General features: G+C 59.9%; 15 protein-coding genes. 14 read left to right on the top strand and 1 reads right to left on the bottom strand.

Annotated features, from left to right (window positions below; all coding sequences use genetic code 11):
• Window positions 1–153 precede the first annotated feature (153 nt).
• From purE to AB5Z25_RS08495, 3 genes are read left to right on the top strand one after another with little or no spacing between them, the layout of a single operon-like run.
• Window positions 154–618: a 5-(carboxyamino)imidazole ribonucleotide mutase gene (gene purE / locus AB5Z25_RS08505; RefSeq protein WP_006235810.1), complete on the top strand. Its 465-nt coding sequence runs from the start codon at window positions 154–156 to the stop codon at window positions 616–618.
• Window positions 619–654: 36 nt separating this feature from the next.
• Window positions 655–1,653 carry a class B sortase gene (locus AB5Z25_RS08500; protein WP_368135306.1) on the top strand — a complete coding sequence of 333 codons (999 nt, stop codon included), beginning with the start codon at window positions 655–657 and terminating at the stop codon, window positions 1,651–1,653.
• A gap of 33 nt (window positions 1,654–1,686) precedes the next feature.
• Window positions 1,687–2,106, top strand: coding sequence for a molybdenum cofactor biosynthesis protein MoaE (locus AB5Z25_RS08495; RefSeq protein ID WP_117746184.1), 420 nt, complete (start codon window positions 1,687–1,689; stop codon window positions 2,104–2,106).
• 106 nt (window positions 2,107–2,212) lie between these two features.
• On the opposite strand, the gene AB5Z25_RS08490 is transcribed toward AB5Z25_RS08495, so the two are convergent.
• The gene (locus AB5Z25_RS08490; RefSeq protein WP_368135305.1) at window positions 2,213–3,442 is read right to left on the bottom strand and encodes a putative ABC transporter permease; all 1,230 of its coding nucleotides are present in this window, start codon (window positions 3,440–3,442) and stop codon (window positions 2,213–2,215) included.
• 294 nt (window positions 3,443–3,736) lie between these two features.
• Here AB5Z25_RS08490 and AB5Z25_RS08485 point away from each other — a divergent pair, with 294 nt between their 5' ends.
• The 11 genes from AB5Z25_RS08485 (at window position 3,737) to AB5Z25_RS08435 (ending at window position 13,780) form a co-directional block, all read left to right on the top strand.
• Window positions 3,737–5,407, top strand: a complete 1,671-nt coding sequence (locus AB5Z25_RS08485) for an amidophosphoribosyltransferase (RefSeq protein WP_006235806.1) — start codon at window positions 3,737–3,739, stop codon at window positions 5,405–5,407.
• Window positions 5,408–5,564: 157 nt separating this feature from the next.
• Window positions 5,565–6,668: a phosphoribosylformylglycinamidine cyclo-ligase gene (gene purM, locus AB5Z25_RS08480; RefSeq protein ID WP_368135304.1), complete on the top strand. Its 1,104-nt coding sequence runs from the start codon at window positions 5,565–5,567 to the stop codon at window positions 6,666–6,668.
• Complete coding sequence (purN, locus tag AB5Z25_RS08475) at window positions 6,658–7,359, top strand: phosphoribosylglycinamide formyltransferase (protein WP_368135303.1); 702 nt, start codon at window positions 6,658–6,660, stop codon at window positions 7,357–7,359. The genes purM and purN overlap by 11 nt, the downstream gene beginning before the upstream one ends.
• A 152-nt stretch (window positions 7,360–7,511) precedes the next feature.
• A complete protein-coding gene (locus AB5Z25_RS08470; RefSeq protein ID WP_022094213.1) occupies window positions 7,512–7,976 on the top strand; it encodes a PTS sugar transporter subunit IIA in 465 nt (154 codons plus the stop codon).
• Between the two features lie 197 nt (window positions 7,977–8,173).
• Window positions 8,174–9,394: a peptidylprolyl isomerase gene (locus tag AB5Z25_RS08465; protein ID WP_368135302.1), complete on the top strand. Its 1,221-nt coding sequence runs from the start codon at window positions 8,174–8,176 to the stop codon at window positions 9,392–9,394.
• A 54-nt stretch (window positions 9,395–9,448) separates the two neighbouring features.
• Window positions 9,449–9,892 (top strand): GatB/YqeY domain-containing protein, encoded by a 444-nt coding sequence (locus tag AB5Z25_RS08460; protein ID WP_368135301.1) that lies wholly within the window; start codon window positions 9,449–9,451, stop codon window positions 9,890–9,892.
• A gap of 186 nt (window positions 9,893–10,078) precedes the next feature.
• Window positions 10,079–10,810: an amino acid ABC transporter ATP-binding protein gene (locus tag AB5Z25_RS08455; protein ID WP_368135300.1), complete on the top strand. Its 732-nt coding sequence runs from the start codon at window positions 10,079–10,081 to the stop codon at window positions 10,808–10,810.
• A gap of 8 nt (window positions 10,811–10,818) precedes the next feature.
• Window positions 10,819–11,694 (top strand): transporter substrate-binding domain-containing protein, encoded by an 876-nt coding sequence (locus AB5Z25_RS08450; RefSeq protein ID WP_082435536.1) that lies wholly within the window; start codon window positions 10,819–10,821, stop codon window positions 11,692–11,694.
• A 25-nt stretch (window positions 11,695–11,719) separates the two neighbouring features.
• Window positions 11,720–12,466, top strand: a complete 747-nt coding sequence (locus AB5Z25_RS08445) for an amino acid ABC transporter permease (RefSeq protein ID WP_035136546.1) — start codon at window positions 11,720–11,722, stop codon at window positions 12,464–12,466.
• A gap of 3 nt (window positions 12,467–12,469) precedes the next feature.
• A complete protein-coding gene (locus tag AB5Z25_RS08440) occupies window positions 12,470–13,108 on the top strand; it encodes an amino acid ABC transporter permease (protein WP_006235796.1) in 639 nt (212 codons plus the stop codon).
• 48 nt (window positions 13,109–13,156) lie between these two features.
• Entirely contained in the window at window positions 13,157–13,780 is a 624-nt protein-coding gene (locus tag AB5Z25_RS08435) for a cytidylate kinase-like family protein (protein ID WP_055251542.1), read from the top strand.
• The last annotated feature ends 146 nt before the right edge of the window (window positions 13,781–13,926 follow it).

Genomic DNA, 13,926 nt, shown 5'->3' with positions numbered 1-13,926 from the left:
GAACGACTTTGCGAAGCAACCGGAGTGAAGATAAAGCCTGGCCCGCCCGCGAAGCGCCACAAAGACCGCAGGGACGGGAGCAGCTATACTACTCTCAGTAGTTAAGGGTCGCGGATCCGCCGCGTCGCCGCTCTCAACAGGAGGTCTTTGTTTATGGCAGATCAGAAGCCGGTTGTCGGGATCATCATGGGTTCCAAGTCCGATCTGGGCGTTATGGAAGGTTGCACCGCCGAGCTCGAGGCACTGGGCGTGCCCTATGAGCTCGTGATCGCGAGCGCGCACCGCACGCCGGCGAAGGTCCATGAGTGGGCCTCGACTGCTGCCGACCGCGGCATCAAGGTGATTATCGCTGCTGCCGGCAAGGCTGCCCACCTGGGCGGTGTCGTGGCCGCGTTTACGCCGCTGCCGGTTATTGGCGTGCCCATGAAGACGAGCGACCTGGGTGGTATGGACTCGCTGCTGTCGATGGTGCAGATGCCTTCGGGCGTGCCCGTGGCCTGCGTCGCCATCAACGGTGCCAAGAACGCCGCCATCTATGCCACGCAGATTCTGGGTGCCTGTGACCCCGAGTACCGCAAGGTTATCGAGAAGATGAAGCAGGAGATGGCCGATGCCTAAGCGGCTTGCCATTCCGTTGTAATCATAGGGAGAGTCATGTCCGACTATCAGGGAAAACGTTTCTCGGCTTCTCAGATCCCCGATCCGGCCAAGTCGGGGTCGGCCCGCTCCATGCGGCAGGGTCGGGCATCTTCTCCTCAGCAGGCTCGTGCGCCGCGTCCTGTAACGCCGGCGAAGCATTGCCGTCCGGATACACCTGCTGCATATCGACCTTCATCTTATAGCAACGCTAAGAAGCCGCCCCGGTCTTCATCGCATGCCGCGCCGTCGGATTACACCGAGCCGCCGCGCAAAAAGCGCCGCTCCATTATTCCCATTCTGCTCATCATCATCGGCATCGGCCTGATTGTCGCCGCCGCTGCCATCTTTATCAACGCGCAGATTGGCTATAAGCAGGCAAGCGATTCGTACCAGAAAATCGAGAAGCAATATGTAAGCGATAAGGACGCCAGCGGCGTGCCGATTATTGACTTCGATGCACTTGCTCAGACAAACTCCGAGATTGTGGGTTGGATTTACGCGCCGGGAACCAACATCAACTATCCCGTGGTGCAGACCAACAACAACTCCAAATACCTCAACACGCTGTTCGACGGTACGGCCAATGCATCCGGGGCCATTTTCCTGGATAGCAATGACACCGCGCCGGGCATGGTGGATCAGCAGACCACGATCTACGGCCACCACATGAATGACGGGTCGATGTTCAACGTGATTTCGGACACCACTGATCAGGCAACGTTCGATAGCATCGAGTTCGTGTATTACATCACACGGGATGCTACGTATAAACTGCGACCACTGGCGACCAAAGTTGTCGAGGACACGTATGCCAAGGCGCGCACGGACAATTTTGAGGGCGACGACGGGCTCAAGAACTACCTGTCCGAGATGCTCGACGGTGCCTCTGCCGTGGCGAGCGATGCCATCGATCGTGCCGCTTCGGCAACCAAGGTCGTAACGCTTGTGACCTGTCGTTCGTTATCGCTGAGCAACACACGTGCCGTCATGGTGCTCACGCCGGTCGAGGAATAGATTATGGGCTACTCAATGACGGTGAAAGGAGAAATGATGCTTGAGAACGGCAAATCGATGCCTTCGGTTGATGCTTGGCTGCGCGAAGCCAAGGCCGATGTTTCGGCGGCTGATTGTGGGATGTACCTGACACACAACGGCGTGGTGCGCGCGACGCCCAAGGCCGAAGTGCGCGGAGTCGAGACCGATGGCGTGGCGCCAGGCCACAAGGTGGGCGGCATGGTGTTTGGCTTCGATGCCGAAAAGGTGCAGGCCGCTATCGAGGCGACGCGCACGATGCCGGGTATCGGCTATGTGCGCGTGTGGCTGGCGAGCGGCGAGCTTACCGTGGGCGACGACATCATGCTCGTGCTCATTGGCGGAGACATTCGCCCGCATGTGGTCGATGCGCTGCAGTCGCTCGTCGGCACCATCAAGAACGAGTGCGTGAGCGAGGTCGAGCGCGAGGCGTAAGGCCTCGTCGGCAATCCGAGTCTGTCTATAGCGAAAGCCCGCCGGCAGTTCATGTAGATCTGCCAGCGGGCTTTGATGTGTTGGAGCTATTTTGCTCTGGCGTTTGCTACACGCGTGTGGCGTCCTTGGGGCTCATGGTCATACTCTGAAAACGGTTCTCCATATATTCGTTATCGAAATGCTTGTCATAGAACTGTGCGACGGGAATATTTCGAACGGTTCCGTTGACGCGCTGATACCAATAGTCGAGCGATTGCAACGTCATGACGCCGTCGATCAACATGACGGCGGTCAGGATGACGGTAGCAGAGTAGCGGCGTTTCCGTGGAATCATATTGATGAGCTTAAGCAGGCGCGGCAGCAAGACCTTGATCCAGATGAGGCCACCCAGGCCCCACATGCAGGCAAACGGCGTGCATGTGCGTCCCCCGGTCAATACCGCGATGGGATCGGGCATGCCGAATAGCCTAATGTGTGAATAGCTCCACGACACCACGCCAAATGAGGTCTGCATAAACCAGCCTACAAACACCTCGAAAGCGCCGCCGATCAGGGCACTTACCAGGAAAATGATCAGAGGATTCTTTTTATAGAAGCGGTTGAGCGCCATGGTCATGAGCACCGCGCCAAATCCGTAGATGGGGCTAAAGGGGCCAAATAGCATACCGGCACGGTCCTGATAGACGCCGGGATCGACGACGACCATATGCCAGACTTCCTCGAGAATGAGACCTAACACGCTGCAGACGAAGAATACCCAGAACAGGTTGAAGTAGTTGAGCTTGATGTGGCCCTCGCCGGTTTCGTCGCGGCCGAGCATCCCCTCGGCGGCGGCATCGCGGTCGAGCATCTCTTGCAGACGGCGCTGCAGTTCGCGCTCCTGGCGTAGCGTGGGGTCGACGGTGGCCGACAGCGCAATGAGGATGACAAGCTGGACGGCGGGGCGCAGCAGGAAGGGTCCGATGCCCTGGAGCATCACGTCAACTAAAAGCTCCACGACGGTAAATGCGATGAGGACGTAAGACAGGCGGGCGGCATTGCGGCGCTGGTTCTTGATGAGGTCAAGGCCAAAGATGATCAAGATGACGGCACTGGCAGCCGAGAGCATGATGCCGGCGACAATCAGTCCGACCGCGACGAGCGTGTTGTCGCCGAGCTTGGCGGCGGCGTTGCCGTTGATGAGCGCAGTGATGACCTGCCACATAAAGGCGCCGACCGACGGGAGCGTGCCCACGCCGGACAGGATGCACAGGACGGCGTATACCTTAATGATGAGGGGGATCTTCTTGACCTCCGTGGCGCTGGGGACGCTGGGGTCGAGTTCGTTTCGATCCATACATAACCTTTCTCGTTTTGCTGTAGGTACAAGGATACGCCGCCGACCTGCCAAAAGACAGGACGAACGTCCCAATTGCAACAATGCAAGCCCCAACGGCGGGCGAGACGCGTCGCAACGGAAGTATGCGGGATCGTCGGCCCCGAAGCGGTTGCCCAATAAAATGTTTGGCTGCAAAACGGATTATAAGCTCGGTGGGCTTTTAAAAAGCGCTGTTCATGCGCGGGAGTGCTTGTCTTGCCGTGCGTATAATAGGGCAGGTAACGCCAAATAACGAGGCTCTGAGGGGATGCCATGTCTCAAGAAACCATCCGCGCGGCCGAGCGTGCCGCGGGACAGGTGAAGACCATGTCGACGTATGATCCGGACTCCGACCAGCTGCATGAGGAATGCGGCATTTTTGGTGTGTGGGCACCCGATCGCGATGTGGCTCGACTGACGTACTTTGGTCTGCGCGCGCTGCAGCATCGCGGCCAGGAATCGGCGGGAATCGCCGTGGGTGATGGCGGCACGGTTATGGTTCGCAAAGACCTGGGACTGCTCGATCGCGTGTTCTCCAACGCCGACCTGTCGACGCTCTCCGGCCAGCTGGCCGTGGGCCACGTGCGCTATGGCACCGCCGGCGCCAAGAGCTGGGAAGCCTCGCAGCCGCATCTTTCTACCATCAACAGCGTCATTATCGCGCTCGCGCACAACGGTACCCTCGTCAACACCGACGAGCTGCGCCGCCAGCTGATCGAGCTGGGCGTGCCGTTCCTTTCCAATTCGGATTCCGAGGTCGCGACTAAGCTTATCGGCTACTTTACTCAGCGTACAGGCCATCTGCGCGAGGGCATTCGCAAGACCATGGAGCTCGTGCGCGGCGGCTACGCCATGACGCTCATCAACGAGCAGGCACTCTACGCATTCCGCGATCCACACGGCATTCGCCCGCTCGTGCTGGGCAAGCTGGTGGACGAGGGCCTGGACCAGGCCGATGCCGCATCCGTTTCGCAGCTGCCGTCGCAGGACGGCGCCGCGACGGTCGACTCCGCCGTCCGTGTCACGCGCGCCGGCGGCTGGGTCGTTGCTTCCGAGACCTGCGCACTCGACATCGTGGGTGCCGAGTACGTCCGTGACGTTCGTCCCGGCGAGATTTTGCGCATCAGCGCCGAGGGTCTGGTATCCGAGCAGGGCGTGCCTGCAGCCGAAGAGCCCGCAAACTGCATCTTTGAGCAGGTCTACTTTGCCCGCCCCGACTCCATCATGAACGGCAAGAGCGTCTATGCCTGCCGTTATGACATGGGTCGTCAGCTGGCACACGAGGAGCCCGTCGAGGCCGACCTGGTCATCGGCGTACCCGACTCCGGCCTGCCGCCCGCGGAGGGGTATTCGCACGAGAGCGGTATTCCCTTTGGCGAGGGCCTCATCAAGAACCGCTACGTTGGCCGTACGTTTATCGAGCCTACGCAGGAGTTGCGCGCCATGGGCGTGCGTATGAAACTCAACCCGCTGCGCGACAACATCGAGGGCAAGCGCCTGGTCGTCATCGACGACTCCATCGTGCGCGGCACCACCATGGTGCAGCTCGTCAAGATGCTGCGCAACGCCGGCGCCAAGGAGATTCACATCCGCATCAACTCGCCCGAGGTCATCTGGCCGTGCTTCTACGGCATCGATACCGACGTGCAGTCGCAGCTTATCAGCGCCAACAAGACGGTCGACGAGATTTGCGAGTATATCGGCGCCGATTCGCTGGCCTTCCTTTCGGTCGAGGGCCTGCTTAAGGTCATGCCCAAGGGCGGTTACTGCGATGCGTGCTTTACCGGCCGCTACCCCGTGGCGATTCCCGAGAGCTTTGGCCGCGACAAGTTCATGGAGGGCTTTAAGCCCCGCAACCTGGACAAGCCGCTGCACTTTGATGACGACGCCGTGGTCGAGAAATACGACGATCGCAGTTGGGAAGAGGAACACGGCGAGGCCTAAAACCTGCCATGTAGGGACAGGTTTATTTTGGTAGGTTTTACCTGCTGTTTTGTTGATATGACGGCGCGCGTTGTTATGGCGCGCGCCGAAATGAACGCAACTATGAGCACCGTTTGGCGCCCGCGCGGCGCCACGGTAGTGGGAGAGGAAGGCTCAGATGAGCGACAGCAAGCATGTGACGTATGAGGATGCCGGCGTCGATACCGCCGAGGGCGGCCGCGCCGTTGACGCTATTAAGCAGATGGTTAAGGACACCAACCGCCCCGAGGTCATCGGCGGCATCGGTGGCTTTGGTGGCCTGTTCTCGGCTGCCGCGCTTAAGGATATGGAAGACCCGATTCTGATTAGCGGTACCGACGGCGTGGGCACCAAGCTCGTGCTCGCCCAGATCATGGACCGTCACGAGACGGTGGGCCAGGACCTGGTTGCTATGTGCGTCAACGACATTCTGGCTTCGGGTGCCGAGCCGCTGTTCTTCCTGGACTACGTTGCCATCGGCCACATCGAGGCCGAGCACATGGCAAAGATCATCAAGGGTGTGGCCGACGGCTGCAAGCTCGCGGGCTGCGCGCTCGTGGGCGGCGAGATGGCCGAGCACCCCGGCGTCATGGCTCCTGCCGACTACGACCTTGCCGGATTTACCGTGGGCGTCGTCGACCGTCCCAAGATGCTCGACCCCGCGAACGTCCGCCCCGGCGACGTGATCCTGGGCCTGCCTTCCACCGGCGTGCACTCCAACGGCTACTCGCTCGTGCGTAAGGTCTTTGGCGTCGACGGTATTAAGCCGGGCACGCCCGAGGCCGCCGCTAAGGCCGAGGAGCTGAGCCGTCCGCTCGAGGAACTCGGCGGCGCATCGCTGGCAGACGCCCTGTTGGCCCCCACGCGCATCTATGTCAAGCCGATTCTGGAGCTGCTGCGCGGTGGCGCTCCGGTGCACGCCATCGCCCACATCACTGGCGGCGGCATTACCGAGAACCTCAACCGCGCGCTTGCCGACGACGTTGACGCCGTGGTCACCCGTAACGGCGCCGAGATGGGTTGGGACGTTCCGCCCGTCATCACCTACGTGTCGCGCCAGGCCGAGCTCGCGCCCAACGAGGCATGCAAGACCTTCAACATGGGCGTTGGCCTGTGCCTGATCGTCGCCCCCGAGGACGAGGCTGCCGTGACCGAGGCCCTGGTCGCGCTGGGCGAGAAGCCGTTCCGCGTGGGCGAGTGCGTCGAGGGCTCCGGTAAGGTCGTGTACTCCGATGAGCGCTAACGAGCAGATAGCTGCTGCCGCGAGCCTGGGCTTTGTGCCCTACACCCGTCCGACCGGCACCGATACGGCCGAGCCGCTCAAGATCGGTGTGCTCATCAGCGGTTCGGGTACCAACCTGCAGGCGCTGATCGACCTGATCGCCGCCGGCAAGCTCAACGCTTCGATTGAGCTTGTGGTGTCGAGCCGTCCTTCGGCTAAGGGCTTGCAGCGCGCTGAGCGCGCGGGCATCCAGACGCTCACGCTGTCCAAGGATGTCTATGCCGACCCCATCGCCGCCGACGAGATCATTGCGCACGAGCTGCTCGAGCGCGGTTGCGAGTATGTGGTCATGGCCGGCTACATGCGCATGGTGCACACGCCGCTGCTGGCGGCATTCCCCAATCGCGTGGTCAATCTGCATCCCGCGCTGCTGCCGAGCTTTACCGGCGCGCATGCGATCGACGATGCCTTTGCGCGCGGCGTCAAGGTAACTGGCGTGACCGTGCATTTTGCCAACGAGATCTACGACAACGGCCCCATCATCGCCCAGCGCGCGCTGGCTGTTGAGGAGGGCTGGGACGTCGATACGCTCGAGGAGCACATCCACGCGATTGAGCACGTGCTGTATCCCGAGGTCGTGCAGATGCTCGCCGACGGTCGCGTCCACGTTCTGGAGAGCGGCAAGGTCGCAATTGACGCGCCTCGCGGCTAGCGGCGCACAGTACAATTTAGCCGAGTAGTCAGGGTGGTCATTGGCGCCAAGGCGCGCGTGGCCACCTTTTGTTTTGGGTAGTCATCGGGAACGGTCTTTAACGACTGGTCATTCAAGAACGTCGCAGGTGACTAGATGAGAGAGGTGAGCGCATGGCGGATAACGAAGCGCTGTTTACGCCTGAGCTGGTGTTTTTTGATTGGGAGTGTGCGACGCCGGATGAGGTGTTCGCGCGGCTTGAGGGCGAGCTTGCACCACGTGGCTACATTGCATCCGGTTGGCTCGACGCCGTTCGCACGCGCGAGGATGCCTATCCCACGGGTCTTGCCATGCCGGCGGCAAACATTGCCATTCCGCATACCGATCCGGGGTTTGTGGCCAAGCCCTATATCGCGGTGGTGAAGCCCGCCGCGCCCGTGACATTCAACGCTATGGCTGGCATGGGCGCTCCGGTGCCGGCGCAGATCGTCATCAATCTGGGCATCGCAGAGCCGGGCGGTCAGGTCGAGGCCCTGCAGGCGCTCATGAACATCTTTATGGACGCCGATGCCGCAGCCGACGTGCTCGGCCAGACCACGTCCCAGGGCATGGTCGACGCCATCCGCCGTCACTTCTAAGGTGGGGCTGAGTCGGCACTTGGGGACGTTCCTTTTCTGCTGGCAGTAAGGGGCGGTCCCCAAGTGCCAAGTGCCGCATCTGTCCCCTTTGCACCAAAATGGTGCAGATTAACCTGTCCCCCATGCACCAGGTGTGTCGCGGAGGCCGCGTTGTGACACAATGGCGTTTGTTCGATTCGTGATGCGAAAGGCCAACTATGGCAAATAAGAAAAAGAACCCTGCGCCCGAGCCGACGCCCGAGCAGCAGGCTCGCGCTGCCTCCAGCTCTCGCAAGAAGCAGCGCAAGACGTACGTGTCTAAGACCGTCAAGATCGTCCTGGTGGTCATCGGCGTGCTGGCGATGCTGCTTTCCGTCTCGGCGATGGCGTGCTCCGGCCTTATGTCGCAGGCCGAGGACACCTCGGGCTACAAGCTGACCGGCGGTGTTGCTGCAACTATCAACGGCACCAATCTCACCGAGGACACCGTGACCAAGCAGATCATGAGCATGCGCACGTCCTACGGCTACACCAAGGATAAGGATTGGGCGCAGTATCTGGTTGACAACGACCTCACGCCCAAGAAGTACCGCAAGCAACTCATCGACTCCTACACGCAGCAGATTCTGCTTCAGCAGGCACAGAAGGAAAACGGCGTGACGGTGTCGGACGAGGAGGTCGAGAAAGCTTGGAAGGACGCGTGCAAGAGCGCGGGCGGTGCCAAGGCCTTTAAGAAGACCCTCAAGACCTACGGCTATACCGAGGACACCTACAAGGACTCACTCAAGGAGAGCCTGGCGCAGCAGAAACTCAAGGATGCCGTCGCGCCCACGAGCAAGCCCAAGGACAGCGAGATTGTCGATTACATCAACGAAAACCTGTCCAGCTACAACGACGCCCGCCGCTCCTCGAACATCCTGATCAAGGTTGATTCCGACGCTTCCGACGAGGACAAGGCTGCCGCCAAGGCCAAGGCGCAGGAGTGCCTGGACAAGATCAACTCCGGTGAACTGAGCTTTGAGGACGCCGTTGAGCAGTACTCCGAGGACACCGGTTCCAAGGAGAAGAAGGGCGATGTGGGCTGGGATAAGCTCACCACTTTCGTCGACAGCTACCAGACGGCGCTCGAGGGGCTCAACAAGGGCGACGTGAGCGAAGTCGTCGAGTCGACCTATGGTTACCACATCATCAAGTGCACCGACTACTTCCATGTCGATAATCAGGTCGATGACATCAACCAGGTGCCCAAGGACATCAAGAAGTACGTCTCCAACGTGGTGAAGACGCAGGCGGCAAGCACTGCATACAGCGAGTGGCTGGAGCAGTACAAGAAGGACGCCGACATTACCGTCAACCCCATGCCCAAGGACGTGCCGTACAACGTCAGCCTGAAGGGCGTCACCAAGAGCTCGACCGACGATTCGTCGACGACTGAGTAATCATGGGGCGGTGCTCGCGCGAGCACCGCCCACGCTATTAGAGAGGATTTGCAGATGACCAACGAAGAGCTGCAGAAAGAAATGATCGCGGCCATGAAGGCCAAGGACAAGGTTCGCCTGTCCATCATTCGCCAGGTTAAGGCCGAGGTGAAGAATATCGAGGTTAACGAGCGCCGCGATGTGACCGAGGAAGACGTCAACAGCATGATCAAGCGTCTGATCAAGCAGACGAGCGAGACACTGGAGATGTCCATCAAGGCCGGTACCGACCAGGAGCGTACCGACAACCTGACCGAGCAGGTCATGATTCTGGAAAGCCTGCTGCCCGCGCAGGTTTCGGGCGAGGAGCTCGAGGCCCTGATCGAGCAGGTTATCGCCGAGCTGGGTGCCACGTCCAAGAAGCAGATGGGCCAGGTCATGGGTGCACTCGGCAAGGCCACCGGCGGCAACTTCGACAAGCCGGCCGCAGCAAAGATCGTCGGAGCAAAGCTGGCTTAAGGGCTGGCCGACACATAGCCGATGCTGAGGGGCGTGACCATCGCGGTCGCGCCCCTTTTTGCTGGGCTGTCCCCAATGAGTGGGTTAAAGGTTGCGGGTTCTTTACGGGAATGTAGTGTGGGCTGCGGAAACGTGGTTCTTTCCGTACAATAGTGCAACTCGTGTAAACGCAGGGAAGGGACATTCATGGCAGACATGATCGAGATCAAGCATCTCAACAAGTACTTTGGCGACCTGCATGTGCTCAAAGATATCAATCTCACCGTCAAGCGCGGCGAGAAGCTCGTAATGATCGGGCCTTCCGGCTCGGGTAAGTCGACGCTCATCCGTTGCGTCGATTATCTGGAGGAACCCACGTCGGGCGAGGTCGTCATCGATGGTACGCCGCTCACCAAAAAGAATCACCTGGAGATGGCTCGCAAGTATAGTTCCATGGTGTTTCAGCAGTTCAACCTGTATCCCAATATGACAGTGCTGGGCAACCTGACGCTCGCGCCCATCAAGCTGCAAAAGAAGGGCAAGGAGGAGGCGACCGAGATCGCCATCGCCGCGCTCAAACGCGTCGGCATGGCGCATAAGGCAGGTGAGTATCCGCAGAACCTCTCGGGCGGTCAGCAGCAGCGCATCGCCATCGCCCGTGCCCTGTGCACCAAGCAGCCCATCATCCTGTTTGACGAGCCGACCTCGGCGCTCGATCCCGAGATGGTCCAGGAAGTCCTTGACGTTATGATTGAGCTCGCGCAGGAGGATATCACCATGATCTGTGTGACGCATGAGATGGGCTTTGCGCGCCAGGTGGCCGACCGCGTCATCTTTATGGAGGACGGCCGCATCCTGGAGGAGGGCACACCCGAGCACTTCTTCGATAACCCCGAGAACCCGCGCTGCCGCGAGTTCCTGTCCAAGATTCTGCACTAGGCGCGGTGATGGACATGACGGATATGACGAGGGCGGCCGTGTCGCGCCGTCACTTTTTGCAGCTGGCTGGCGCCGGCATGCTTGCGCTGACGGGGACCGCGCTTACCGGTTGCGGCAACTCCACCAGCGGCGAGGGCTCCGACAAGGGGTCCAAGCTTGCGGCTATCAAGTCGCGTGGCCATCTGAATGCCGGTGTTAAGAAGGACGTTCCCGGCTACGGCTATTACGACACCGCCAAGGGCCGCTTTGAGGGCATGGAAGTCGATTTGTGCTACCAGATCGCCGCTGCCGTCTTTGGCGTGAGCTACAAGGAGGCCCGTGCCCAGGAGCTTGTCGAGTTTACCGATGTAACGCCCAAGACACGCGGCCCGCTGATCGATAACGGCCAACTTGACGTAGTCGCGGCGACCTACACCATCACCGACGAGCGCAAGAAGAGCTGGGATTTCTCGACGCCGTACCGCACCGACTACGTGGGACTCATGGTCAAGAAGCGTTCGGGCTTTACCTCGATTGAGGACCTGGATGGCAAGGTCATCGGCGTGAGCCAGGGTGCTACCACGCAGGGCCTGATCGAGCAGATGATCAAGGACAACGGCTTTAGCTGCAAGCCCGAGTTTAGGGCCTTTAGCGGCTACCCCATCATCAAGAGTTCGCTCGACGCCGGCAATATCGACGTCTTTGCCATGGACCGCTCCACGCTGGCCGGTTACATGAACGAGACCGTTGAGCTGCTGCAGCCCGAGGTCAAGTTTGGCGAGCAGGGCTACGGCGTGGCGACCAAGAAGGGCTGCGACCTTTCGGCCGTGGTCGATCAGGTGATTTGCGATCGCTTGGCCGACGGCTGGCTCGACCAAGAGGTCAAGACCTGGGGTCTTGTATAGGCGCATCGTCCAAGGAAGGAATCAAATGCTCGAAGGATTGTTTGACGCCGACCGCTGGTCGACGACATTTCAAAACATGGGGCCCTTCTGGGAGGGCTTTGGCGTGACACTGCAGGTGGTCGTTGCCGGTCTGCTGCTGTCGCTGGTGCTGGGCACGCTGCTGGGCGTGTTCTCTACCACTCGTTCGCGCGTGCTGCGCGCCATAAGCCGCGTGTACGTGGAGTTTTACCAGAACACCCCGCTGCCCGTGCAGGTGCTCTTTATGTACATGGCCGGTCCGCAGTTTTTGCAGGCCATAACCGGCGCCGACCAGCCGGTGCGCATCGCGCCGTTTGTGCTGGGCTTCTTGGGCGTGGGCCTGTATCACGCGGCCTACATTTCGGAGGTCATCCGCACCGGTATCGAGGCGGTTCCGCGCGGTCAGATGGAGGCGGCCCAGAGCCAGGGCTTCACCCGTGCGCAGGCATACTGGTACATCGTGCTGCCCCAGACATTCAAGATCATTCTGCCGCCGCTGTGTAACCAGGCGCTCAACCTGGTCAAGAACACGTCGGTGCTGGCGCTCGTGGCCGGCGGCGACCTTATGTACCGTTCCGACAACTTTGTGAGTCTGTACGGGTACCTGCAGGGATACATCGTCTGCTGCCTTATGTACTTCATCATCTGCTTTCCGCTCGCCATGCTGGTGCAGTGGCTCGAGCGCCGCTCCAAGGAGCGTCCGCGCGGCGTGAGCCTGGCCGAGCTGGGGCTCGACAACGTAGAGGAGGCCTAGCGCATGGAAATCTTCAACGCGACCAACCTGCTCTACATTTGGGGCGGCTTTGTTAAGACGATCGAGATCTCGGCGCTGTCGATCTTTTTCTCGCTCATCTTTGGCACGGTGCTGGCGCTCGTTAAGAGCTATGCGCCCCGCCCGTTTCGTATTTTGGTGAGCGCCTATATTGAGCTGTTCCGTTGCACGCCAAACCTGCTGTGGATCCTGTTTATCTACTTTACGGTGCAGGGTTTGGACATTGTGATTTCGACCATCGCCTTTACGCTGTTTACCAGCGCTGTTATGGCCGAGATTGTGCGCGGCGGCCTCAACTCGATTCCGCGCGGCCAGTTTGAGGCAGCGCAGAGCCAGGGCTTCGGCTTCTTTGCCACCATGCGCTACATCATTCTGCCGCAGACGTTTAAGACGATCATTCCGGCGCTGTTTAGCCAGTGCACGACCGTCATTAAGGACAGCTCGTATCTTTCGGGCATTAACGTGGCCGAGCTCATGTACACGGCAAACGTCGTGATGGCCCACGCGATTGATCTGTCGCAGGTGCTTATGCTCTACGGCCTGGTGTTTGCGATGTACTTTGTGCTCAACTTTGGTATCTCGCTGCTGGTTCGCGCATATCAGAGGCGAATGGTGGCAGCGTAGAATGTGGCAAAGGGACAGCCCCTTTGTCATATAGAGAAAGGAATCGCGATGAGCGATCTGGAGAATAAGAAGAATCCTGTGGTCATTACCATCGCGCGCGACTTTGGCGCCGAGGGCCACGAGATTGGCCGCATGCTTGCCGACGAGCTGGGGATTCCGCTGTACGACAACGAGCTGCTGGTGCGTGCGTCGCTGCGCGCGGGCGAGTCGCTCGATAAGATGGCCGCCTATGACGAGCGCCTGGCTGTGGAGAACATGGCGTTTCTGCCCGACCGCTACGATGCGCGTTCGTACTCGGATAAGTTGTTCCAAAAGATGAGCCAGGTGATTTTGGATCTGGGCGAGACCGAGAGCTGCATTATCGAAGGTCGTCTGTCCGATTACCTGTTGCGTAACAACCCCAACCACATTGCCGTGTTGGTGACCGCACCCTTTGAGGACCGCGTCGAGATCGTGCGCAAGAAGCGCGGACTTAACAAAAAGAAGGGCGCCAAGTTGGTCAAGCAGCAGCAGAAGGCGCGCGAGGCGTTCTATAAGCGCTATAGCGCCGGCAAGTGGAAGATGACGAGCGGTAAAGACATCGTCGTCAACCGCGCCAAGCTGGGCCGCGAAGGCTGCAAGGACGTCATCGCCGCGGCCTACCGCTACAAAGTAGCGCAGCTCGAAGGCTAACCGACCAAAAACCACCACAAAGGGGACAGTGAACTGCGCCCCGAAACTTGGACTGAATAAATAGCGACTACTGGAGTGGGTATGATGAATTGGACACCTAGTTAAGAGCGAAAGGTGTTCAAGATGACCCAAAGAAGAAAGCGATA

The sequence above is a fragment of the Collinsella aerofaciens genome (assembly GCF_040910325.1).
GTDB classification, from domain to species: Bacteria; Actinomycetota; Coriobacteriia; order Coriobacteriales; family Coriobacteriaceae; genus Collinsella; species Collinsella aerofaciens_BL.
Note: the sequence above shows the minus strand (reverse complement) of the source record. Positions and strands in the feature narration are given on the sequence as shown.

Bases quoted from the DNA above. Each gene is read 5' to 3' on its own strand.
- purE (WP_006235810.1), top strand. From the start codon at position 154: ATGGCAGATCAGAAGCCGGTTGTCGGGATCATCATGGGTTCCAAGTCC.
- AB5Z25_RS08500 (WP_368135306.1), top strand. From the start codon at position 655: ATGTCCGACTATCAGGGAAAACGTTTCTCGGCTTCTCAGATCCCCGAT.
- AB5Z25_RS08495 (WP_117746184.1), top strand. From the start codon at position 1,687: ATGATGCTTGAGAACGGCAAATCGATGCCTTCGGTTGATGCTTGGCTG.
- AB5Z25_RS08490 (WP_368135305.1), bottom strand. From the start codon at position 3,442: ATGGATCGAAACGAACTCGACCCCAGCGTCCCCAGCGCCACGGAGGTC.
- AB5Z25_RS08485 (WP_006235806.1), top strand. From the start codon at position 3,737: ATGTCTCAAGAAACCATCCGCGCGGCCGAGCGTGCCGCGGGACAGGTG.
- purM (WP_368135304.1), top strand. From the start codon at position 5,565: ATGAGCGACAGCAAGCATGTGACGTATGAGGATGCCGGCGTCGATACC.
- purN (WP_368135303.1), top strand. From the start codon at position 6,658: ATGAGCGCTAACGAGCAGATAGCTGCTGCCGCGAGCCTGGGCTTTGTG.
- AB5Z25_RS08470 (WP_022094213.1), top strand. From the start codon at position 7,512: ATGGCGGATAACGAAGCGCTGTTTACGCCTGAGCTGGTGTTTTTTGAT.
- AB5Z25_RS08465 (WP_368135302.1), top strand. From the start codon at position 8,174: ATGGCAAATAAGAAAAAGAACCCTGCGCCCGAGCCGACGCCCGAGCAG.
- AB5Z25_RS08460 (WP_368135301.1), top strand. From the start codon at position 9,449: ATGACCAACGAAGAGCTGCAGAAAGAAATGATCGCGGCCATGAAGGCC.
- AB5Z25_RS08455 (WP_368135300.1), top strand. From the start codon at position 10,079: ATGGCAGACATGATCGAGATCAAGCATCTCAACAAGTACTTTGGCGAC.
- AB5Z25_RS08450 (WP_082435536.1), top strand. From the start codon at position 10,819: ATGGACATGACGGATATGACGAGGGCGGCCGTGTCGCGCCGTCACTTT.
- AB5Z25_RS08445 (WP_035136546.1), top strand. From the start codon at position 11,720: ATGCTCGAAGGATTGTTTGACGCCGACCGCTGGTCGACGACATTTCAA.
- AB5Z25_RS08440 (WP_006235796.1), top strand. From the start codon at position 12,470: ATGGAAATCTTCAACGCGACCAACCTGCTCTACATTTGGGGCGGCTTT.
- AB5Z25_RS08435 (WP_055251542.1), top strand. From the start codon at position 13,157: ATGAGCGATCTGGAGAATAAGAAGAATCCTGTGGTCATTACCATCGCG.